24 protein-coding genes and 1 riboswitch are annotated in these 20,198 nt (G+C 72.5%); of the genes, 8 read left to right on the forward strand and 16 right to left on the reverse strand.

Annotation, left to right across the window (positions count from 1 at the left end; all coding sequences use genetic code 11):
- Positions 1-179: 179 nt before the first annotated feature.
- On the forward strand, positions 180-899 hold the full coding sequence (locus ACQ452_RS14505; protein WP_433394148.1) for a sulfite exporter TauE/SafE family protein: 720 nt from the start codon (positions 180-182) through the stop codon (positions 897-899).
- Positions 900-928: 29 nt separating this feature from the next.
- On the opposite strand, the gene ACQ452_RS14510 is transcribed toward ACQ452_RS14505, so the two are convergent.
- Positions 929-1,540: a malonic semialdehyde reductase gene (locus ACQ452_RS14510; protein WP_433384240.1), complete on the reverse strand. Its 612-nt coding sequence runs from the start codon at positions 1,538-1,540 to the stop codon at positions 929-931.
- 101 nt (positions 1,541-1,641) lie between these two features.
- On the opposite strand from ACQ452_RS14510, the gene ACQ452_RS14515 reads away from it, so the two are divergent.
- Together ACQ452_RS14515 and ACQ452_RS14520 are read left to right on the forward strand one after the other, a co-directional pair.
- Positions 1,642-2,010: a winged helix-turn-helix transcriptional regulator gene (locus ACQ452_RS14515; RefSeq protein WP_433384243.1), complete on the forward strand. Its 369-nt coding sequence runs from the start codon at positions 1,642-1,644 to the stop codon at positions 2,008-2,010.
- Between the two features lie 52 nt (positions 2,011-2,062).
- Positions 2,063-2,839, forward strand: a complete 777-nt coding sequence (locus tag ACQ452_RS14520) for a GNAT family N-acetyltransferase (protein ID WP_433384246.1) — start codon at positions 2,063-2,065, stop codon at positions 2,837-2,839.
- 34 nt (positions 2,840-2,873) lie between these two features.
- Here ACQ452_RS14520 and def read toward each other — a convergent pair whose 3' ends face one another.
- Together def and ACQ452_RS14530 are read right to left on the reverse strand one after the other, a co-directional pair.
- Positions 2,874-3,383 carry a peptide deformylase gene (gene def, locus ACQ452_RS14525; RefSeq protein ID WP_433384249.1) on the reverse strand — a complete coding sequence of 170 codons (510 nt, stop codon included), beginning with the start codon at positions 3,381-3,383 and terminating at the stop codon, positions 2,874-2,876.
- 10 nt (positions 3,384-3,393) lie between these two features.
- On the reverse strand, positions 3,394-4,182 hold the full coding sequence (locus ACQ452_RS14530; protein ID WP_433384252.1) for a TetR/AcrR family transcriptional regulator: 789 nt from the start codon (positions 4,180-4,182) through the stop codon (positions 3,394-3,396).
- A gap of 72 nt (positions 4,183-4,254) precedes the next feature.
- Between ACQ452_RS14530 and ACQ452_RS14535 the strand changes: the two genes are divergently transcribed.
- Entirely contained in the window at positions 4,255-5,226 is a 972-nt protein-coding gene (locus ACQ452_RS14535; RefSeq protein ID WP_433384255.1) for an ATP-binding cassette domain-containing protein, read from the forward strand.
- A gap of 56 nt (positions 5,227-5,282) precedes the next feature.
- On the forward strand, positions 5,283-6,020 hold the full coding sequence (locus tag ACQ452_RS14540; protein ID WP_433394150.1) for an ABC transporter permease: 738 nt from the start codon (positions 5,283-5,285) through the stop codon (positions 6,018-6,020).
- A gap of 93 nt (positions 6,021-6,113) precedes the next feature.
- On the opposite strand, the gene ACQ452_RS14545 is transcribed toward ACQ452_RS14540, so the two are convergent.
- Complete coding sequence (locus ACQ452_RS14545; protein WP_433384258.1) at positions 6,114-6,596, reverse strand: MarR family winged helix-turn-helix transcriptional regulator; 483 nt, start codon at positions 6,594-6,596, stop codon at positions 6,114-6,116.
- A gap of 51 nt (positions 6,597-6,647) precedes the next feature.
- Between ACQ452_RS14545 and pip the strand changes: the two genes are divergently transcribed.
- Positions 6,648-7,607, forward strand: coding sequence for a prolyl aminopeptidase (pip, locus tag ACQ452_RS14550; RefSeq protein ID WP_433384261.1), 960 nt, complete (start codon positions 6,648-6,650; stop codon positions 7,605-7,607).
- A gap of 24 nt (positions 7,608-7,631) precedes the next feature.
- Here the strand turns inward: pip and ACQ452_RS14555 are convergent, their stop codons facing one another.
- Positions 7,632-8,849, reverse strand: coding sequence for a chorismate-binding protein (locus tag ACQ452_RS14555; RefSeq protein ID WP_433384264.1), 1,218 nt, complete (start codon positions 8,847-8,849; stop codon positions 7,632-7,634).
- Positions 8,850-8,972: 123 nt separating this feature from the next.
- On the opposite strand from ACQ452_RS14555, the gene ACQ452_RS14560 reads away from it, so the two are divergent.
- Positions 8,973-9,173, forward strand: a complete 201-nt coding sequence (locus tag ACQ452_RS14560) for a DUF5999 family protein (RefSeq protein WP_053661069.1) — start codon at positions 8,973-8,975, stop codon at positions 9,171-9,173.
- A gap of 128 nt (positions 9,174-9,301) precedes the next feature.
- Here ACQ452_RS14560 and gcvP read toward each other — a convergent pair whose 3' ends face one another.
- Positions 9,302-12,148 carry an aminomethyl-transferring glycine dehydrogenase gene (gene gcvP / locus ACQ452_RS14565; protein WP_433384267.1) on the reverse strand — a complete coding sequence of 949 codons (2,847 nt, stop codon included), beginning with the start codon at positions 12,146-12,148 and terminating at the stop codon, positions 9,302-9,304.
- 72 nt (positions 12,149-12,220) lie between these two features.
- A riboswitch (glycine riboswitch) is annotated at positions 12,221-12,319 on the reverse strand.
- 110 nt (positions 12,320-12,429) lie between these two features.
- Positions 12,430-13,275: an NAD-dependent protein deacetylase gene (locus ACQ452_RS14570; RefSeq protein WP_433384269.1), complete on the reverse strand. Its 846-nt coding sequence runs from the start codon at positions 13,273-13,275 to the stop codon at positions 12,430-12,432.
- An 85-nt stretch (positions 13,276-13,360) separates the two neighbouring features.
- Between ACQ452_RS14570 and ACQ452_RS14575 the strand changes: the two genes are divergently transcribed.
- Positions 13,361-14,014: an SDR family oxidoreductase gene (locus ACQ452_RS14575; RefSeq protein ID WP_433384272.1), complete on the forward strand. Its 654-nt coding sequence runs from the start codon at positions 13,361-13,363 to the stop codon at positions 14,012-14,014.
- A 38-nt stretch (positions 14,015-14,052) separates the two neighbouring features.
- On the opposite strand, the gene ACQ452_RS14580 is transcribed toward ACQ452_RS14575, so the two are convergent.
- From ACQ452_RS14580 to ACQ452_RS14620, 9 genes are all read right to left on the reverse strand, one after another.
- Positions 14,053-14,637, reverse strand: a complete 585-nt coding sequence (locus ACQ452_RS14580; protein ID WP_433384275.1) for a MerR family transcriptional regulator — start codon at positions 14,635-14,637, stop codon at positions 14,053-14,055.
- A 190-nt stretch (positions 14,638-14,827) separates the two neighbouring features.
- Positions 14,828-15,292, reverse strand: a complete 465-nt coding sequence (locus ACQ452_RS14585; RefSeq protein WP_433394152.1) for a bifunctional nuclease family protein — start codon at positions 15,290-15,292, stop codon at positions 14,828-14,830.
- A gap of 179 nt (positions 15,293-15,471) precedes the next feature.
- Positions 15,472-16,173 carry a transcriptional regulator FtsR gene (ftsR, locus tag ACQ452_RS14590; protein ID WP_433384278.1) on the reverse strand — a complete coding sequence of 234 codons (702 nt, stop codon included), beginning with the start codon at positions 16,171-16,173 and terminating at the stop codon, positions 15,472-15,474.
- 50 nt (positions 16,174-16,223) lie between these two features.
- Positions 16,224-16,676: an oxoglutarate dehydrogenase inhibitor Odhl gene (odhI, locus tag ACQ452_RS14595; RefSeq protein ID WP_433384281.1), complete on the reverse strand. Its 453-nt coding sequence runs from the start codon at positions 16,674-16,676 to the stop codon at positions 16,224-16,226.
- Between the two features lie 219 nt (positions 16,677-16,895).
- Positions 16,896-17,276 carry a glycine cleavage system protein GcvH gene (gene gcvH, locus ACQ452_RS14600; RefSeq protein WP_433384284.1) on the reverse strand — a complete coding sequence of 127 codons (381 nt, stop codon included), beginning with the start codon at positions 17,274-17,276 and terminating at the stop codon, positions 16,896-16,898.
- A gap of 51 nt (positions 17,277-17,327) precedes the next feature.
- The gene (locus ACQ452_RS14605; protein WP_433384286.1) at positions 17,328-18,278 is read right to left on the reverse strand and encodes a DUF881 domain-containing protein; all 951 of its coding nucleotides are present in this window, start codon (positions 18,276-18,278) and stop codon (positions 17,328-17,330) included.
- 9 nt (positions 18,279-18,287) lie between these two features.
- A complete protein-coding gene (locus ACQ452_RS14610) occupies positions 18,288-18,620 on the reverse strand; it encodes a small basic family protein (RefSeq protein WP_007460356.1) in 333 nt (110 codons plus the stop codon).
- Positions 18,617-19,561, reverse strand: coding sequence for a DUF881 domain-containing protein (locus tag ACQ452_RS14615; protein WP_433384289.1), 945 nt, complete (start codon positions 19,559-19,561; stop codon positions 18,617-18,619). Before ACQ452_RS14615 ends, ACQ452_RS14610 begins: the two co-directional genes overlap by 4 nt.
- On the reverse strand, positions 19,558-20,196 hold the full coding sequence (locus ACQ452_RS14620; protein ID WP_433384292.1) for a CDP-alcohol phosphatidyltransferase family protein: 639 nt from the start codon (positions 20,194-20,196) through the stop codon (positions 19,558-19,560). The genes ACQ452_RS14615 and ACQ452_RS14620 overlap by 4 nt, the downstream gene beginning before the upstream one ends.
- Positions 20,197-20,198: the final 2 nt, after the last annotated feature.

Below are 20,198 nucleotides of genomic sequence, written 5' to 3' on the forward strand. Positions count from 1 at the left end.
CGGTGCTGTTGTTCGTGGCGTTGGCGGCGGTGGGGGTGTGGTTGCGGCGGTTGCGGGGCCGGTGAGGCTGGCCACAGGGTGGGTCGTGGGGTGGTGGGGGGTGGGAAGAATGGCGCCCCGTGGATCTGGATGCCGGGTCGTTGACCATCTTGCTCGCCGCGGCCGCGATGGCCGGTTGGATCGATGCCGTGGTGGGTGGTGGTGGGTTGTTGTTGTTGCCGGTGTTGATGGTGGCGGTGCCGGGGATGCCGGTGGCGTCGGCGTTGGCGACGAACAAGTTGACGGCGATCGCGGGTACGGCGACGGCGGCGGTGACGTACGCGCGGCGTACGAAGATCGATTGGGCGGTGGCGGGGCCGTCGGCGGGGTTGGCGATGTGTTGCGCCGGGGTGGGTGCGGCGTTGGCGGGGGTGGTGCCGGCGTCGGCGTACCGGCCGGTGGTGTTGGTGGTGCTGGTGTCGGTGGCGGCGTTCGTGGTGTCGCGGCCGCGGTTGGGGGTGGTGGCGCAGCCGCATCGGCGTACGCGGGTGCGGGTGGGTGTGGCGGTCGCGGTGGCCGGGGTGGGCATAGCGCTGTACGACGGGTTGGTGGGTCCGGGTACGGGGACCTTTCTGGTGGTGGCGTTCACGTTGTTGGTGGGTGCGGATTTCGTGCACGGTTCGGCGATGGCGAAGGTCGTGAACGTGGGTACGAATCTGGGTGCGTTGGTGGTGTTCGCGGCGACGGGGCACGTGTGGTGGTTGTTGGGGGCGGCGATGGCGGTGTGCAACGTCGTGGGGGCGGCGTTGGGGGCGCGGATGGCGTTGCGACGTGGTTCGGGTTTCGTGCGGGTGGTGCTCTTGGTGGTGGTGGTGGCGTTGGTCGGGAAGTTGGGCTTCGACCAGTGGGTGGCGGTCTGACGGGTCGCCACCCACTGGTCGTGGGTGGGTCAGGCGTGTCGGACGACGTCGGTGTAGTCGAGGCGGGGCAGGCGGGGGAACCAGGCGTTCTCGCCGGGGCGGCCGATGTTGACCACGAGCAGGGTCTTCCAGGTGGTGTCGGCGAAGAACTCGCGGTCGATGGCGGTGGCGTCGAAGCCGGCCATGGGCCCGGCGGCGAGGCCGGCGGCGCGTACGGCGAGTAGGTAGTAGCCGATCTGGAGGGTGGCGTTGAAGCGGGCCATGCGCTCGCGTGCCTCCAGGTTGCCGGCGAGGCTGTCGCGCATCTCAGGTCGGATGGGGAAGACCTTCGGGATGAACTCGTGGAAGTCGGTGTCGGCGGCGAGCACGGCGACCATGGGGGCGCTGGCGGTCTTGGCCTGGTTGCCTTCGTTCATGTGGGCGACCAGGCGGGTGCGGGCCTCGCCGGGGCGTACGTAGAGGATGCGCAGGGGCTGGGTGTTGGCGGCGGTGGGCGGGAACTTGGCGAGTTCGAAGATCGCCTGGAGTTGTTCGTCGGTGACCGGCTCGTCGGTGAAGGCGTTGGCGGTGCGGGCGTCGGTGAACAGCAGCGCCTGGGCCTCGGGGTGGAGGTTGATCAGGGGCGAGTGGACGTCGGTCATCGGGGCGTCTCCATGGAGTTCGGCTGGTCTGCTTCGGTAACGGTAGCAGCTAGGTTTTTAGTAGTCTCTTGTTCGGGGGATGTGCCCCGTATCCTGGGTTCATGACGGTCAGGCCGCAGGTGGGCGACACGCCCCGCACGTGTGACGGGGGCGTCGCCCGGGCCTTCGCGTTTCTCGGCAAGCGGTGGAACGGCATGCTCCTGAGCACCCTCGCCGACGGGCCGGCCGGGTTCGCCGAGCTGACCCGCGCCCTGCCCGGGATCAGCGAGTCGGTGCTGTCGGACCGGCTGGGCGAGCTCGTGCGGCTCGGGCTGGTCACCCGGACGGTCCGGCAGGGTCCCCCGGTGGGGGTGAGCTACGAGCTCACCGGGGCGGGCGCGGCACTGCTGCCGGTGCTCGACGCGCTGGGCCGGTGGGCGCACGAGCACCTTCCCGCCGAGCCGGAGACGGCCACGCCGCCGGGCTGCTGAGGGGCGCCGGGCGGAGCGTCCCGCGCCGGGCCGGATGTGTGATCATCGGCGGATGCCGGTACGCGCCGAACACGACCGGGCCGTCCTGGCCGCGCTGCTGGGGCGGGACCCGGTGCTGCACGCGTACCAGCTGGGTGACCTGGACGACTTCTTCTGGCCGTACACCTCCTGGTTCCGCCGCGACGAGGAGGTCGCGTTGCTCTACCACGGCGCGGAGACGCCCACGCTGCTGGCGTTCGCGGCCCCGCCGCGGGTCCAGCGGCTGGCGGCGCTGCTGCGTCAGCTTGCGCCGGTGCTGCCGGCGCGGCTGTGGGCGCACCTGTCCCCCGGCGTGGAGCCGGCCCTGGCGGGGGCGTTCCGGATGGACGCGGCCGGCCCGCACCACCGCATGGCGCTGACCGATCCGGCGCGGCTGGACGCGGTGGCCCCGGCGGGAACCGTGCTGGACGCCGCCGACCTGCCGGCGCTGCGCCGGCTGTACGAGGTCGCCTACCCGGGCAACTGGTTCGACCCGCGGATGCTGGACACCGGCCAGTACGTGGGGGTGCGCGACGGCGGTGAGCTGGTGGCGGTCGCCGGGGTGCACGTGTTCTCCCCGGCCTACCGGGTGGCGGCGCTGGGCAACGTGACCACCCATCCCCGGTGGCGCGGGCGGGGGCTGGCCGCCGCGGCGGTGACCACCCTGTGCCGGCGGCTGCGCGAGCACGTCACGCACGTCACGCTCAACGTCAGGGCGGACAACGCGGCGGCGGTGCGGCTCTACGGGCGGCTGGGCTTCACCCGGGTGGCCGACTACGGCGAGTACGCGCTGCGCGCCCACCAGCGGTGACCCGTCGGCGGGCGCGAGGGTGTGGGCGGAGGGCTCAGTCGTGGCGGCGGGGTGAGTCGAAGCGGCCGGCGCGGATCTCCCGCAGGGCCTTGCGGCGGGCGTCGCCGCGCAGGGTGTCGACGTAGAGGCGCCCGGCGAGGTGGTCGGTCTCGTGTTGCAGGGCGCGGGCGAGGAAGCCGCTGCCCGAGATGCTCAGCGCCTCGCCGTGCTGGTCGAAGCCGTGGGCGGTGGCGTGCAGGGCGCGCGGGGTCGGGAAGTAGAGCCCGGGGATGGACAGGCAGCCCTCGTCGTCGTCCTGTAGTTCCTCCGACAGCTCCAGCGTCGGGTTGACCAGGTGGCCGCGTTCGCCGTCGGCGTCGTAGACGAACACCTGGGCGTTGACGCCGATCTGGGGGGCGGCGACGCCGGCGCGTCCGGGTGCGCCGAGCAGGGTGTCCATCAGGTCGGTGACCAGGGCGCGCAGTTCGGCGTCGAAGTTGGTGACGGGCTCGCTGGGGGTGCGCAGCACGGGGTCACCGATGATCCTGATGGGGCGCATCGTCATGGCGGCAAGGTTATCGTCCGCCGGTGGCGGCGGTGGGGTGCGGGCGGGTGGCGACGAGCACCTCGATGCCGTCGAGGATGCGGGCCAGGCCGAACTCGAACGCGGCGTGCGGGTCGGTGGCGGCCTGGTGTTCCTGTCCGGCGGCGGTGCCGACGCGGGCGGCGAGGGGGAAGCGGCGCGGGTCGAGGGCCTTCTCCAGGTAGGGGGCGTGGGCCTGCCACCACTGTTGTTCGGTCATGCCGGTGCGCGCGGCGGCCTGGGCGGTCTCCACGGCGCCGCGTACGGTGCCGTGGACGTAGCCGGAGATGAGGGTGACGATGGCGTCCATCTCCAGGTCGGTCAGGCCGATGCCGTCGACGGCGCGCAGCTCGTACTCGTAGCGGGCGATGACGTGGGGGCCCAGCGGGGGGCGGGTGGTGGCGACCTGCAGCAGCCAGGGGTGGCGCAGGTAGAGCGCCCAGGTTTCGTGGGCGATCTGGGTGAGCCGGCCGCGCCAGCCGCCGGGGACCTCGTCGGGGCGGGCGGTCTCGCCGTAGACGGTGTCGAGCATGACGTCGAGCAGTTCGCCCTTGCCGGGGACGTAGGTGTAGAGGGACATGGTGCCGACGCCGAGGCGTTCGGCGACGCGGCGCATGGACAGGGCGGTGAGGCCCTCGGCGTCGGCGACCTCGATGGCGGCGCGCACGATGCGTTCCACGGACAGGTCGGGCCGGCCCTTGCGGCTGGCGCGTTCGCGGGTGCGCCAGAGCAGGGCCAGGCTGCGCGCGGGGTCGCCGGTGCCGCTGTACTCGGTCGTCATCCCGGCACTTTACCGTGCGCCGTACCGTATGGTGTACGGTACGGCGTACGGAGCGAGTGGGCGGGGGCGCGGATGCACGACGACACGACGGCCATCGAGGCCGAGGCACTACGCAAGCGCTACGGCGACACCGACGCCCTCGCCGGGCTGGACCTCACGGTGCCCGCCGGCACCGTGTGCGGGCTGCTCGGCCCCAACGGCGCCGGCAAGAGCACCGCCGTGCGGGTGCTGACCACCCTGCTGCGGCCCGACGCCGGCACGGCCCGGGTAGCCGGCGTCGACGTGCTGCGCCACCCCGGGCGGGTCCGCGCCCGCATCGGCCTGGTCGGCCAGCACACCGCGCTCGACGAGGTCCTCAGCGGCCGGCAGAATCTGGTGCTGTTCGGCCGGCTGCACCACCTCGGCGGCGCGCGGGCGCGTGCCCGGGCCGCCGAACTGCTCGCCCGCTTCGACCTGACCGACGCCGCCGAGCGGCCCGTCGGCACGTACTCCGGTGGGATGCGCCGCCGACTCGACCTGGCCGCGAGCCTGATCCTCGACCCGCCGGTGCTCTTCCTCGACGAGCCCACCACGGGCCTCGACCCGCGCGCCCGCGCCCAGGTGTGGGACGCGGTGCGCCGCCTCGTCGCCGACGGCACCACCGTGCTGCTGACCACGCAGTACCTGGAGGAGGCCGACCAGCTCGCCCACACCATCCGGGTCGTCGCCGCCGGCCGGGTGATCGCCGCCGGCACCCCCGAGCAGCTCAAGACCGCCCTCGGTGGCGATCGCGTCGACGTCGTACTGACCCGCGCCGACGACCTGGACCGGGCCGTCCGCGTCGTCGGCGCCGCCGTCGCCGCGACCCCGCTCGTTGACGCGGCGGGCCTGCGCCTCAGCGTCGGCGTCAGCGGGCGGGTCGCCGCGCTGGGTGCCGTGCTGCGGGCCCTCGACGACGCCGGTCTCACCGCCGCCGACGTCGTGGTGCGCCGCCCCACCCTCGACGAGGTGTTCCTGAAACTCACCGGCGGCCACCGGCACACCGCGGTGAAGGTGAGCGCGTGAGCGCCACGGGCCTGCGCTGGGCCGTCGCCGACGGCGTCGCCCTCACCGGGCGGGCCATGGCGCACTGGCTGCGCCAACCCGGTCAGTTCGTCACCGCGTTGCTGTTCCCGGTGTTGATGGTGCTGATGTTCGGCTACCTGTTCGGCGGCGCGCTGATCGTGCCCGGTGGCGGCGACTACCGGGAGTTCCTGCTGCCCGGCATGTTCGCCATGACGGTGCTGTTCGGCATCGAGTCGACGTACGCGGCGGTGGCCGTCGACACGGCGCGCGGCGTCACCGACCGGTTCCGGTCGCTGCCGATGACGCCCTCGGCGGTGCTCGCCGGCCGGGCCGCCGCGGACCTGCTGCACTGCGCCGTCGGCCTGGCCGTCATGCTCGCCTGCGGTGCCGCCGTCGGCTGGCAGTGGCGGGCCGGGGCACCGGCGGCGCTGGCCGCCATCGGGCTGCTTCTGCTGCTGCGCTTCGCGCTGGTCTGGATCGGTATCCACCTGGCGCTGGTACTGCGCAGACCCGAGTCGGTGATCATGCTGCAGATCCTGGTCTGGCCGCTCGGGTTCACCTCCAACGCGTTCGTCTCCCCCGACACCATGCCCGGTTGGCTCGGCACCGTCGCCGGGTGGAACCCGCTGTCCGCGACCGTCGCGGCCTGCCGGGAACTGTTCGGCAACCCCGGCTGGGGCGGCGAGTCGTTCGCCGCGCGGCACGCCGTCGCACTCGCCGTGGCCTGGCCACTGCTGCTGATCGCCGTGTTCGGGCCCCTGGCGGTGCGCCGCTACCGGCGCCTCGACCGCTGAGGCGTGCGCGGCACCCGCCCCGCGCCTCGACCGCCGACACCCGCACCCAGTCCCACGCCGTCACGTCCACCCTGCCGAAGACGCGGGTCAGGCTCAGGCCGGCGGTGGCAGGCCCGCGTCGGCGATGCGCTGACGCATCGACCGCCGGTCCACCGCGGCGAGCACCTCATACAGCAGGTCGGCCAGCGGGACGGGCAGTTCGGCGTCCAGTTCGCGCAGTGCGGTGGTGGTCGCCGCCCACTCCGCCTCGATCAGCGGTAGCAACTCGCGGGCCCGGGCGCTCAGGTGCACGATGCGCTGGCGGGCGTCCGCGCCCGGGGTCAGTTCGACCAGGCCGGCGCGGGCCATCTGCGCGACGCTCTGGCTGGCCGCGGAGTGGGTGACCCCGACGCGGCGGGCCAGGTCGCGGATGGGCAGCGGCCCGTCGGCGACCAGCACCCGCAGCGGCGGCGAGAACCGGGGCCGGTAGTCGGCCAGGCCCCGCTCGGAGTAGACCGTGGCGACGTCGCTGTCGATCCGGTCGAGGACGTGGCGCAGCAGCGTCCCGAGGGCCTCGCGTTCCGGTCGTTGCGTCACCCCGCTAATGTAACAGCGCTGTCATATCAGGTGGGTGAGGGAGGACGAGCGATGGCGCAGCGGTATCCCCCGGTCGAGCCGTACGCACACGGCAAGCTCGAGGTCGGCGACGGTCAGCTCGTGTACTGGGAGACCTGCGGCAACCCCGACGGCAAGCCGGCGGTGGTGCTGCACGGCGGGCCCGGCTCCGGCTGCACACCCGGCTGGCGGACCCTGTTCGACCCGGCCCGCTACCGGGTGACCCTGTTCGACCAGCGCGGCTGTGGCCGCAGCACCCCGCACGCCGCCGACGCGGGCGTGGACCTGTCCACCAACACCACCGCACACCTGATCGCCGACGTCGAGCTGCTGCGCGCGCACCTCGGCGTGCAGCGCTGGCTGGTGCTCGGCGCCTCCTGGGGCTCCGCCCTGGGCCTCGCGTACGCGCAGCGGCACCCCGGGCGGGTCAGCGAGCTGGTGCTGTTCAGCGTCACCGCCGGCACCCGACGGGAGATCGAGTGGATGACCCGGGAGATGGGGCGGGTGTTCCCGGCCGAGTGGGCCCGGTTCCGCGACGGGGTGCCGCCGGCCGAACGCGACGGCGACCTGGCCGACGCGTACGCCCGGCTGCTGGCCGATGCGGACCCGGCCGTACGCGACGAGGCGGCCCGGCGTTGGTGCGCGTGGGAGGACACCCACGTCGCGACCGTGCCCGGGCACCGGCCCGACCCCCGCTACGACGACCCGGCGTTCCGGATGGTGTTCGCCCGACTGGTCACCCACTACTGGCGGCACGGGTGTTTCCTGCCGGAGGGGCAGTTGCTGCGCGAGGCGGGGCGGCTGGCCGGCATTCCCGGGGTGCTGCTGCACGGCTGCTTGGACGTCAGCAGCCCGCCGGAGACCGCGTGGCGGCTGGCGCGGGCCTGGCCCGACGCCCGGCTGGAGTTGCTCGACGCCGTCGGGCACGGGGCCGGCACCGGCATGTCCGAGCGGGTCGTGGCCGCGCTCGACGGCTTCGCCGCGCGCCGCTGACGGGGCCGGCACCGGCCCCGCCGCTCAGGTCGCGCCGTCGCGCCCACCGGCGAGCGCGGCGCGCACCGGGGCGGCCTTGGCGGCGGCCTCGGCGACCTCGGCCTCGGGGTCGCTGCCCCACGTGATGCCTCCGCCCGCCCACACGTGCACCCGCTCGGCGTCCACCGCCGCGGTGCGGATGGTCAGGCCCAGGTCGACGCGCCCGGGGGCGACCCAGCCGAGCGCGCCCATGCTGGCGCCCCGGCCCACCGGCTCGAGGGCGGCGACGGCGTCCAGGGCGGCGAGCTTGGGGGCGCCGGTGACCGAGCCGCCGGGGCACACCGCGCGCAGCAGGTCCGCCAGGCCGAGCCCGTCGGCGACCGCCGCGGACACCGTCGACTCGGCCTGCCACAGGTCACACCACCGGCGTACGGCGAACAGCTCGTCGACACGCACGCTGCCGGTGCGCGCGACGCGCCCCAGGTCGTTGCGTTCCAGGTCGACGATCATGATGTGCTCGGCGCGTTCCTTGGCCGAGGCGAGCAGCTCGGCGCGGCCGGCGGCGGTGGCCGCCCGGGTGCCCTTGATCGGCCGGGTGATCAGACGCCCGTCGGCCAGCTCCACCAGGGTCTCCGGGCTGGCGCAGCCGATGGCCCAACCGGGTCCGGTGAGGATGCCGCCGTAGCGGGCGCCGGGCAGCGCGGCCAGCCGGCGCAGGGCCGCCAGCGGGTCGCCGTCGTAGCGGGCGGCGGCGTGGCCGACGACGTTGACCTGGTAGACGTCGCCGCGACCGATCGCCGCGCGCACCGCCGTCACGGCGTCGGCGTGCTGCGCCGGCGTCCAGCTCGGCACCCAGTCGCCGCACCACCACCGTGTGCGCGCCGAGCTGGACCCGCACGACCGGGCGGGCGCCGGGGTGTGGCCGTAGACGACCACGACGACCTCCGGCAGCGCCGGGGCGGGGTTGGCCGCGCCGGGGTTCGCGCCGACCAGGGTGGCCCCGGCGGCGGCGGAGACGTAGAGGGCCGCCCCGCAGACCCCGCTCGGGTCGTGGCCGGTGGCGGGCCGGGCCAGGTCGTGCATCGGCAGACCGTGGGCGGCGAGGAACAGCTCGACCTGCGCCGCCGGGTCCCCGCCGTCGGCCGGACGCCACTGCCACCGCGCCCGCTCGACGAGCGTGCGGCGGCAGCCGGCCGGCGCCGCCGGTGCGTCGACCCCTACCGATGGGAGCGCTTCCACACCGTCCGGCCCATTCTTCCTCATCCGTTCAGTGGATTTCCCGAGAACCACGCGCATACCTGCTCGATGTTGGGCCGTTTCGCTTGGTACTGTGCGTCACTGGTCATGTGAACCATGACACAGTGCCCCCACAGTCCGGAGATCCCGATGTGCCAGCACCAACCCACCTGCCCCTCCGCCGAAGCGACCGACCGGGACGCCGCCCGGGTCCTCGCCTGCTTTCCTGAACAGGGCTGGAGCCTGCTCTGCAACGGTGTCATCGTCTTCGAGGACACCGGCGAACTACTCCCCGACGGCAGCAGCATCGCCCCGCACCGCGGCCCGGCCCGGCACGCCCTCGCCGCCTGATCCCCCTCACACTGCGTCACCCGGTTCGTGCCGCGCCGCACCGGGCCGATCTCCCGCCCAGGGACGTCGCCACCCAGCTCGGCGCACCCGCCGGGGCGGCAGCACGACCGCCCCGGCGTCACGCGACGTCAGCTCTCGAAGGCCTCCGGCGCCGGGCACGAACACACCAGATTCCGGTCGCCGTACGCGCCGTCGACGCGCCGCACCGGCGGCCAGTACTTCCCGGCCCGCTCCACCCCACCCGGATACGCGCCCACCGACCGCGGATACGGGTGCGCCCACTCGTCCGCCGACACCATCGCCGCCGTGTGCGGGGCGTTGGACAGCGGGTTGTCCCCGGCCGGCCACCGCCCCGAGCCCACGGCGTCGATCTCCGCCCGAATGGCGATCATCGCAGCGCAGAACCGGTCCAGCTCGGCCAGGTCCTCACTCTCGGTCGGCTCCACCATGAGCGTCCCCGCCACCGGGAACGACATCGTCGGCGCGTGGAACCCGTAGTCGACCAGCCGCTTCGCCACGTCGTCCACACTCACCCCGGTCGCCTTCGTCAGCGCCCGCAGGTCCAGGATGCACTCGTGCGCCACCAGGCCCTTGTTGCCCGCGTACAGCACCGGGAAGTGCCCCCGCAGCCGCGCCGCCACGTAGTTCGCCGCCAGCACCGCCACCCCGGTGGCCCGGGTCAGCCCCGCCGCACCCATCATCCGCAGGTACGCCCACGGAATCGGCAGGATCCCCGCCGACCCGTACCGTGCCGCCGAGATCGCCGGCCGGCCGTCGACGTGCGCACCGGACGCGTCACCCGGCAGGAACGGCGCCAGGTGCGCCCGCACCGCCACCGGACCCACCCCCGGACCACCGCCGCCGTGCGGAATGCAGAACGTCTTGTGCAGGTTCAGGTGCGACACGTCCGCCCCGAACTTGCCCGGCTTGGCGAACCCGACCAGCGCGTTGAGGTTCGCCCCGTCGACGTACACCTGCCCGCCGGCGTCGTGGACCTTCGCGCACAGCGACGCGATGCCCGTCTCGTACACCCCGTGCGTCGACGGATACGTCACCATGATCGCCGCGAGGGCGCCCCGATGCTTTTCGATCTTGGCGTCGAGGTCCACCAGGTCGATGTTGCCCCCGTCGTCACAGCCCACCACCACGACCCGCATACCCGCCATCACCGCGCTCGCCGCGTTGGTGCCGTGCGCCGACGACGGAATCAGACACACGTCGCGGTGCCCCTGCCCCCGCTGCCGGTGGTAGCCACGAATCGCCAGCAGACCCGCCAGCTCGCCCTGCGAACCGGCGTTGGGCTGCACGCTGACCGCGTCGTAACCGGTCACCTCCGCCAGCCACCCCTCCAACTGGGAGATCATCTCCCGGTAACCGGAGGTCTGCGCGTCCGGCGCCAACGGGTGGATGTGCGCGAACTCCGGCCAGCTCACCGGCTCCATCTCGGTGGTGGCGTTGAGTTTCATCGTGCACGACCCCAGCGGGATCATCCCCCGGTCCAGGGCGTAGTCGAAGTCCGACAACCGCCGCAGGTAACGCAGCATCGCCGTCTCCGAGTGGTGACTGCCGAACACCGGGTGGGTCAGGAAATCCGACGTACGGGCCAGGGCCGCCGGCAACGCACCCTCGACCGGCGCGTCCGCCACCGTCGCCGGCCGGCCCGCGACGGTGACCCCGAACGCGTCGCACACCTTCCGCAGGTGCGCCACCGTGGTCGTCTCGTCACAGGACACCCCCACGTGGTCGGCGTCGACCAACCGCAGGTTCACACCCCGGCCAGCCGCCTCGGCGACGACCGCCCCGGCACCCCCCGGCACCCGCACCAGGACCGTGTCGAAGAACGCCTGGTGCACCACCTCGACACCGTCGAGACGCCGCAGCGTCGCCGCCAACCGCGCCGCCATGCCATGCGTACGGCGGGCGATCTCCCGCAGCCCGTCCGGACCGTGGTAGACGGCGTACATGCCGGCCATCACCGCGAGCAGCACCTGCGCGGTGCAGATGTTGCTGGTCGCCCTCTCCCGCCGGATGTGCTGCTCACGGGTCTGCAACGCCAACCGGTACGCCGGGTTGCCGTCCGCGTCCCGCGACACCCCCACCAACCGGCCGGGCAGCATCCGCTCCAACCCCGCCCGCACCGCCAGATAACCGGCATGCGGCCCACCGAAGCCCATCGGCACACCGAACCGCTGCGTGGTGCCCGCGGCGATGTCGGCGCCCATCTCCCCCGGCGCCCGCAGCAACGTCAGGGCCAGCAGATCCGCCGCCACCGTGACCAACGCCCCGACACCGTGCGCCGCCTCGACAAGACCCGCCTGGTCACGCACCGCCCCCGACGCCCCCGGGTACTGCAGGTGCAGGCCGAAGAACTCCGCCGGCAACTCGTCGCGCTCGGTGTCGACGATCCGCACGTCGATGCCGATCGGCTCCGCCCGGCTGCAGATCACCGCGACGGTCTGCGGCAGGGTGTCGGCGTCGACCACGTACACCCGGCTCCTGCTCTTCGACGCGCGCCGCGCCAGCGTCATCGCCTCGGCCGCGGCCGTGCCCTCATCCAGCATCGACGCGTTCGCCGTCGCCAACCCCGTCAGGTCCGTGACCATGGTCTGGAAGTTCAGCAGCGCCTCCAACCGGCCCTGGCTGATCTCCGGCTGATACGGCGTGTACGCCGTGTACCAGGCCGGATCCTCCAGCACGTTGCGCCGGATCACCGCCGGGGTGTGCGTACCGTGGTAGCCCAGACCGATCATCGACACCGCCACGGTGTTGCGGGCCGCCAGGGCCCGCAACTCGGCCAGGGCCTCATGCTCGCTGGCCGGCTCCGGCAACGCCAGGGTGCCGTGCCAGCGGATCACCTCGGGAATCGCCGCGTCCATCAGCTCCTCGACCGAGCCGTAACCGACGGCCTCCAACATCCGACGCTCATCGTGCGGATCAGGGCCGATGTGACGGGCGGCGAACTGCTCTACGGTCATGGATGGCGCTCCCGGGGCGAGGTCGACAGGTCGGCCTCCCCCTCTGTCGCGCCCGCGAGGCGCTCCACAGTGCCTGCCCACGAGGTCCTTTTGCCTGAGAGGTTCCGGGGAGGATTTGCCCCTTCGGCGCCGCCCCGGATGCTGCTGGGCGGTCTCTCCCACGTGGGTGCTGCCGGCATGGTCAACGCTACCAGCGCCCGATCGCCCACCGAAGGTCGTACCCCCGGAGTGGATCACCCACCTACCCCACCACCGCCGCGACCGCTACCGGCCGACGCCCGTCAGCCCGCCGGCACCACGGCGGTGGCCGCCCGGTCGGCCAACGCCGGCAGCAGCCGACCCAGCGGCGCGTCGACGGTCAACGCCGCATACCCGTCACCCCGGGTCGGCCCCTGGTTGACGATCACCACCGGAATGCCCAACTTCGCCGCCCGCAGCACGAACCGGCGACCCGACATCACCGTCAACGACGACCCCAACACCAGCAACAACCGTGCCCGCGCCACCAGGTCGAAACACCGCGACACCCGCGCCGCCGGCACCGTCTCGCCGAAGAACACCACGTCCGGCTTCAACACCCCGCCCCGGCAGAACGTGCAGTCGACCACACGGAACCGGGCCACCTCCTCGTCGGCAAGATCCACGTCACCATCCGGATTGACCACCGCGACCCGCGCCGCGAAACCCTCGTTCGCCTCCCGCAACCGCCGGTCCACCTCCGCCCGCGACGTCCGGTTACCGCAGCCCAGACACACCACCTCGGCCAGACGCCCGTGCAACTCCACCACCGACGGGCTGCCCGCCGCCGTGTGCAACCCGTCCACGTTCTGCGTGATGACCCCGTCGACCAACCCGACGCGGTGCAGCCGCGCCACCGCCCGGTGCCCCTCGTTCGGGACCGCCCCCGCGATCACCCGCCACCCCAGATGGCTGCGCGCCCAGTAGCGCCGCCGCGCCTGCGCGTCACCCGTGAACACCTGGTACGTCATCGGGGTGTGCCGCCGCGCCGCCCCGCTCGACCCCCGGTAATCCGGGATGCCCGACTCCGTGGACAGCCCCGCCCCGCTCAACACCACCACACCACCGCCGGCCACCCGGGCGGCCAGCGCGTCGAGGATCTCCGTCACCCGTCCATGCTGCCTCAGCCACCCACCCCACGGCGAACACCCCGACCACACCGCAGCACGACGCCCCGACGGCTAGGTTGACGGTATGCGCGTCGTCATCGCCGGAGGACACGGCAAGATCGCCCAACTGACCCACCGCGAACTCGCCGGTCGCGGCGACACCGCCGTCGGCCTGATCCGCAACCCCGACCACACCGCCGCCCTGCGCGCCGCCGGCGCACACCCCGTCGTGGCCGACCTCGAACACGTCGGCGTCGACGAACTCGCCGCACACCTACGCGACGCCGACGCGGTCCTCTTCGCCGCCGGCGCCGGCCCCGGCAGCGGCGCCGCCCGCAAGGACACCGTCGACCGGGGCGGCGCCGTCCTGCTCGCCGACGCCGCCGAACGCGCCGGCGTACGCCGCTACCTGCTGCTGTCATCCATGGGCGTCGACGACGCACCACCCGCCGACGACGTGTTCGCCGCATACCTGCGGGCCAAGAAAGCCGCCGAGGACGACCTGACCGGCCGTGACCTCGACTGGAGCATCCTGCGCCCCGGCCAGCTCACCGACGACCCACCCACCGGGCGGATCACCCTCGACCGGCACACCCCACCGGGCTCGATCACCCGCACCGACGTCGCCCGGGTCCTGGTCGCCCTGCTCTACCACCCGGGCAGCGCCGGCGCGATCCTGGAACTCGTCGCGGGCGACACCCCCATCGCCGACGCCGTCGCCGCCGTCGAACGGCACTGAACCACCGACGACGACCCACTTCCCGGGAGGACGGCGGGTCAACCCGCCCGACGCCGCGCCCGACGCGCCGCCAACTCGTCACCCAACGGATCCGCCACCACCGCCGGCTCGGCCGACGTCGCAGGCTCCGACGGCAGGTGCGACAGGGAACCCTGGATCTCCTTGAACGCCCCACCGATCGCGATACCGAACACCCCCTGGCCACCCTGCAACAGGTCGACCACCTCCTCCGGCGACCGGCACTCATACACGGTCGTGCCGTCGGAGATCAGCGTGATGCCCGCCAGATCCGCCACCCCACGCGAACGCAGCGCCTCGATGGCCTTACGGATGTTCTGCAACGACACCCCGGCGTCCAGCAGCCGCTTCACCACCTTCAGGACCACCAGGTCCCGAAACGAATACAGCCGCTGCGTGCCCGAACCCGACGCGTCGCGCACCCCCGGCACCACCAGCCCGGTGCGCGCCCAGTAATCCAACTGGCGGTAGCTGATCCCCGCCGCGTGACAAGCCGTGACGCCCCGGTATCCCACGGCACCATCGCCCTCGGTCGCCCACCCCGGCGGCGTCACACCCGGCTCGTCCAGCCTCACGCCAGGATCGGGATCTCGCGGCTCGTGCATCCGGACAACCTCCCCGCCAGTGCGGTGACACGTCGTTTCCGGGACGCGCACCCCTCGACAACGGCAACCCTATAGCCGTCGTCGGGAATTGCCCCGAAGGAGGCGCCGCGACACGCCGCGACACCACGAAGATCACCCACAGCACCCCGGGGAGCGACACTCGCACCATCCCGGGAAAACAAGCGGCAAATCAGCCGGCGAAATCCTCCGGACGCACCTGGTCCAGGAACTCGCGGAACTTCTCCACCTCGTCCTCCTGCTCGTCCGGGATCACGATCCCCGCCTCGCTGAGGACCTCCTCCGCACAACGAATCGGCGCACCGACCCGCAACGCCAGGGCGATGGAATCGCTCGGCCTGGCCGACACCCGCACCCCGTCACCGAGCAGAAGATCCGCGTAGAAGACGTTCTCCTTCAACTCCATGATCTCCACCGCCCGCAACGGCGCCTTCAACGCCGCCAACACGTCCCGCAGAAGATCATGGGTCAGCGGCCGGGCCGGCTTGACCCCCTGCTGCTCATAGGCGATCGCCGTCGCCTCGACCGCACCGATCCAGATCGGCAGGTAGCGATCCCCCTCGACCTCCCTGAGCAGGACGATCGGCTGGTTGCTGGGCAGCTCCACCCGAACTCCGACCACGCTCAGCTCGCGCACCGCCGCCTCCGTGTCGTTGTCACCTATGTGCCGCACCGCGCCCTTCCCTGCACGGTACACGGACCGCGACACGGCCGTCCGATGCGCTACCCGCACCACACCCGCGCCAGAAAAGGGGTTACCCCGGCAAGCCTACGACACGCTTCCCGGGGAAGATCCTTCCGCCCGACCCCGCCGGGTCACCGACCCAACGTCGAACGCAACCCCACCCGCACCAACGCCGCGTGCAACTGCTGGGACAACGCCACCAACTCCCGCGCCGTCTCCGCCGCCCGCGCCCGCGCCGCCGGATCACTCTGCCGCGCCAACGGCGCCACCAACTGCGCGAACAGACCAACCTCCCGATCAGCCGCCGACCGGTAACCCCGCAGATGCCGAGGCTCCAACCCGTACACCGCCAGACCCGCCACCGCCCGCGCGATGATCAACGCATCGCCGTCGTACCAACCCGGCGGATCCGACACCAGCACACCGAGCCGCTCCAACTCACCCAGCGTCGACTCGTCGATCCCACTGCGCGCCACCAGATCCGTCCGGCCGAACCGCGCCTGCGGCGACTCGGCCGGCTCCTGCGGCACCCGCCCCGGAACCTCCCCGTCGGGACCCACCGCCACCAACGTCGGCCGCTGCCGACCCGACGACTCCCCCGAGGCATCCCACTGCGCCAACTGATCGCGAATAACCCGAAGAGGCAGATACTGATCCCGCTGTGCGGTCAGCACGAACCGCAACCGCAGCACATCGTCCCAGCTGTACTTCCGGTAACCCGCCGCCGTCCGCTGCGGCTCCACCAGACCCTCGGCCTCGAGGAACCGCAACTTCGAAATCGTCACGTCCGGAAAATCAGCCCGCAACTGACCCAACACCTCGCCGATACTCATCAGCGGGCGGGCACCGGCACCCTCGGGCGGCGCGGAGGCCGCAGGCTCGTTCACCCCCGGCCGGCCCCCTCCTGCGGGCGCGGACCGGCAATGTACACCACCCGGAACTTACCGATCTGCACCTCGTCACCATTGCTCAACGTGGCCGCCTCGACCCGCTCCCGGTTCACGTACGTGCCGTTGAGGCTCCCCACGTCGCGCACCGTGAACGTCCCACCATCACGGTGGAACTCCGCGTGCCGCCGCGACACCGTCACATCATCGAGGAAGATGTCACTGTCCGGATGACGGCCACTGGTCGTCACGTCATGATCCAACAGGAACCGAGCGCCCGCATTCGGACCCCGGCGAACCACCAGCAGCGCCATACCCGGCGGCAACGAACCGGACATCCGGCTCGGCACCACATCGGTGTCCGGACCCTCCAGCACTTCGTCGAGCGAACCGAGATTGAGCGTCGAAGTGACGTCGAGTGGGGGGAACTCGTCGTCTGGGCGCGTCATGGGACCACCTCACGGATCTGTTCGGTCGGCGTCGGGCGATGGCGGGACTGGCCGCCGGGCACTCACACACCCGGCGGCTGGGCTCCCCGTGCCGTGAAGGCAATTCCGCGACGCACAACACAACTATTGGGTTCTCGGTCGACTGGGCGAGCCTAGCCAGCGCCGAAATGCAGGGCAACCGGACGCGCGGAACACCTGCCACGCCCGGAGAAAACGCACTCAGCTCTCGGTGAGCTCACGATACGCGGCCGGGGACAACAGTCCACCTACCGCCGCCGGATCATCCGGAGTGATCTCCAACAACCAACCCGCACCGTACGGATCAGTGTTGATCACCTCGGGGGTGTCGCCGAGCGCCTCGTTACGCGCCACCACCGTCCCGCCGAGCGGGGCGTAGATCTCCGAGACGCTCTTCGTCGACTCGATCTCACCCAACGACTCACCGGCCGCCACCACCGCACCCGACTCGGGCAACTGGACGAACACGATGTCGCCAAGAGCGTCCTGCGCGAAGTGCGTGATGCCGATGCGCACACTGCCGCCACCGTCACCCGCCACCCACTCGTGCTCGGCGGTATACCGCAGATCCTCAGGAATCACCAGACGCGTCCTTCATCCATCGGCGCACCGGAAAGGTGCGGGCCGCGCCGGTCAGGAGACCGGACGGGCGTGTTCCAGCTTGATCGGCGCGTGCAGCGCCGAAACCTCGGCAGCCTCACGATCCTCAACGATCAACTTACCGCCGTCACCCGTCACCGACGCCACCACCCCGCCGGGAATGTTCAGGGCCGTACGCATCGTCGCGGGATCACCGATCACCGTGATCGTGAACGGTCCCGTCAACCGACGCCCGTCCACCACCAACGCCCCGCCCTCCCCGTCCAGGAAGAACGTCGACGCGATGATCCGCACCGTGGCCCGGTCACCACCGGAGATCTGCATCGCCTCCGCGCCCGCGCCCCGCAACTCCTGCACCGCGTCCAGCACCCGCGACGCCGAGAGCGGCTTGTCCCCCGCCTCGAACCGCACCGCCAACCCCGGCCCCGTCGCCGGCAACGTCCCCGCCAGGATGCCCAACTCGTCGGCCCGCCGCGTCGCCTCCTCCAGCGCCGCCTGCCGCCCCTGCTGACCCGAACGCAACTGCCGCTGACTCTCCTCCAGCGTCGCGATGTCCTGCCGCAGCCGGACCTCCCGCGAATTCAGGTCGAACAGGATCCGGACCAGGTCCTCCTGCCGCGTCGCCGCCACCGTCGGATCCGTCGACGTCGTCCTGAGCTGCACCACCAGGGTGAACCCCAGCAACGCCAACAGCACCCCGATCATCACCCCGGCCGAACTCACCCGCCGCCGCGGCGGCGCGCCACCGGCGAGCGCCGCACCCTCGCCGGCGGCACGACTCAGATCGACCGTCGCGGCGTCGTCCGGCTCCTCCCGCACGGGCGGCACCTCCGACGGCGCCGGACGCTGCGGCGCCAGCGGGCTCAACTCGTCAGGATCCGGCGAATCCGGCCGCGGATCGGGCTCGCCCGCCGGATCCGACGGACCCGGAACCACCGGCTGCGGCCAACCCGTGCCGGTCTCGGTGTGCTCGTCGCTGCTCACGCCATCAACCTACGCCCGGAACAGATGCCGACGGATCGCCGCCACGTTGCCGAAGATCCGAACCCCCAGGACCACCACCACACCGGTGGAGAGCTGACCGCCCACCCCCAACTGGTCACCCAGGTACACGATCAGACCCGCCACCAACACGTTCGAGATGAACGACACCACGAACTGCTTGTCGTCGAAGATCCGGTCGAGCTTCGCCCGCACCCCGCCGAACACCGCGTCCAGCGCGGCCACCACCGCGATCGGCAGATACGGCTGCAACGCCGCGGGAACCGTGGGGTCGAGCCACACCCCGAGAACCACACCGGCGAGCAACGCCAGCACCGCGATCATCGACCACCTCCGGAGGGGCTGGGAGACGTCCTCGAACCGGACGGCGCGGGACTGGCGGAACGGTCAGCCCCCGACGGCGACGGCGTCGGGCTCACCGAGGGCTGCGCGTAGCGTAGCCGCGGGTCCGGAGCGGCCGGCAGGGTGAGGTCCCCCGCCTTGCGTAACCCGAACGACAGCCCGGTGTCCTCGGCCACCTTCCGCATGGTCAGCGCGCTGCGGCTGTCCTCGTACCGGTCCCGCATCGACCCCGGGCCGATCGCCGACACCTCGTACGGCCCCGTCACCGGCCGGAAATCCACCAGGATCGCCTGCCCCGCCGACCGGATCGTCGACATCGCCGTCAACCGCTGACCGTTGATCGCGATCGCCTCCGCCCCCGCCGCCCACAGGTCGTTGGCCACGCCCTGCAGGTCGCTGTAGATCACCCGGGACGGCCCCACATCCGCACCGGTCACCGCGTCCGGATTCTGCGGCGCGTCCGCCAGGCGCACCACCAGGCCGTCGCCGCGCACCGGCCCCAGCCCGGTGCCCGCCTCCAGCACGCGCAACCGTGCCGCCTCCGAACCGCCCAGCGCCGCCTCCCGCTGCTGCGCCACCTGCGCCCGCAGCTCGTCGGCCCGCACCGACAACCGGTCGGTCTCGGTCTCACGCTGCTTGATCTGCTCGACCAGCCCGGACCGGGCCTGACTGCGCCCCGGCTCGGCCTTGAGCGTCTGCCGGTACGCCACCGCGAACAGGAAACCCAGCACCACCACCACGACCAGGCTCACCGACCGCGTCGACCAGCCCCGCCACCCGCGGGTCGGGGCTGGTCGCTCCCGACGCCGGGCGGCGGCGTCCGCGTACCCGGGATCCAACGGGTTGCGGAACAACTCGGTGAGGAAGTCCGGGGCGTACACCCGGTCGCCGCGTCCCCCACCGTCTTCCGGCGTGCCCGTCATGCCGACGCTCCCCTTGCCCGCACGGCCAGGACCAGGCGGCGGGCCTGCACGACGTAGAGCGCGCCGGCGACCCAGTAGAACACCAGGCCCCACCAGGCCAGGCCCCAGCCGATCGCCCCGGCGACTGCCGCGGTGTCCGGCACCGCGGCGGCCAGCAACAGGATCGGGAAGGCGGCCAGCAGCAGGAAGGTCGCGGTCTTGCCGACGTAGTGCACCGGCGGCGGGCCGTAACCGTGCCGGCGCAGCACCCCCAACGAGGCGAGCAGGAGCAGCTCACGGGCCAGCAGCGCCGCGGTGAACTGCCAGGGCACCACGCCGCGGGCGGTGAACCCGAGCAGCGTGGCGAGGATGTAGAGCCGGTCGGCGAACGGGTCGAGCAGCTCCCCCAGCCGGCTGACCTGACGCATCCGGCGGGCGACCCAGCCGTCCACCCAGTCCGTGGTACCGCCGATGGCCAGCACCACGAGCGCGGCCACGTCGGCGTGCGCGACGAGCAGGAGATAGAGGAAGAGCGGCACGCCGAGCAGCCGGACGAGGCTGATGACGTTCGGCAGCGTGAGGATCCGGTCGCCCGCGGTCGGACCGCTTCCACCGGTGGCCTCCGGATGCTCCTGCCGAGCCGACGGACGCGACACCG

Source organism: Micromonospora sp. KLBMP9576 (genome assembly GCF_050941805.1).
Lineage (GTDB): Bacteria > Actinomycetota > Actinomycetes > Mycobacteriales > Micromonosporaceae > Micromonospora.

Bases quoted from the DNA above. Each gene is read 5' to 3' on its own strand.
- ACQ452_RS14510 (WP_433384240.1), bottom strand. From the start codon at position 1,540: ATGACCGACGTCCACTCGCCCCTGATCAACCTCCACCCCGAGGCCCAG.
- ACQ452_RS14515 (WP_433384243.1), top strand. From the start codon at position 1,642: ATGACGGTCAGGCCGCAGGTGGGCGACACGCCCCGCACGTGTGACGGG.
- ACQ452_RS14520 (WP_433384246.1), top strand. From the start codon at position 2,063: ATGCCGGTACGCGCCGAACACGACCGGGCCGTCCTGGCCGCGCTGCTG.
- def (WP_433384249.1), bottom strand. From the start codon at position 3,383: ATGACGATGCGCCCCATCAGGATCATCGGTGACCCCGTGCTGCGCACC.
- ACQ452_RS14530 (WP_433384252.1), bottom strand. From the start codon at position 4,182: ATGACGACCGAGTACAGCGGCACCGGCGACCCCGCGCGCAGCCTGGCC.
- ACQ452_RS14535 (WP_433384255.1), top strand. From the start codon at position 4,255: ATGCACGACGACACGACGGCCATCGAGGCCGAGGCACTACGCAAGCGC.
- ACQ452_RS14540 (WP_433394150.1), top strand. From the start codon at position 5,283: ATGGCGCACTGGCTGCGCCAACCCGGTCAGTTCGTCACCGCGTTGCTG.
- pip (WP_433384261.1), top strand. From the start codon at position 6,648: ATGGCGCAGCGGTATCCCCCGGTCGAGCCGTACGCACACGGCAAGCTC.
- ACQ452_RS14555 (WP_433384264.1), bottom strand. From the start codon at position 8,849: ATGAGGAAGAATGGGCCGGACGGTGTGGAAGCGCTCCCATCGGTAGGG.
- ACQ452_RS14560 (WP_053661069.1), top strand. From the start codon at position 8,973: ATGTGCCAGCACCAACCCACCTGCCCCTCCGCCGAAGCGACCGACCGG.
- gcvP (WP_433384267.1), bottom strand. From the start codon at position 12,148: ATGACCGTAGAGCAGTTCGCCGCCCGTCACATCGGCCCTGATCCGCAC.
- ACQ452_RS14575 (WP_433384272.1), top strand. From the start codon at position 13,361: ATGCGCGTCGTCATCGCCGGAGGACACGGCAAGATCGCCCAACTGACC.
- ACQ452_RS14580 (WP_433384275.1), bottom strand. From the start codon at position 14,637: ATGCACGAGCCGCGAGATCCCGATCCTGGCGTGAGGCTGGACGAGCCG.
- ftsR (WP_433384278.1), bottom strand. From the start codon at position 16,173: ATGAGTATCGGCGAGGTGTTGGGTCAGTTGCGGGCTGATTTTCCGGAC.
- odhI (WP_433384281.1), bottom strand. From the start codon at position 16,676: ATGACGCGCCCAGACGACGAGTTCCCCCCACTCGACGTCACTTCGACG.
- ACQ452_RS14610 (WP_007460356.1), bottom strand. From the start codon at position 18,620: ATGATCGCGGTGCTGGCGTTGCTCGCCGGTGTGGTTCTCGGGGTGTGG.
- ACQ452_RS14615 (WP_433384289.1), bottom strand. From the start codon at position 19,561: ATGACGGGCACGCCGGAAGACGGTGGGGGACGCGGCGACCGGGTGTAC.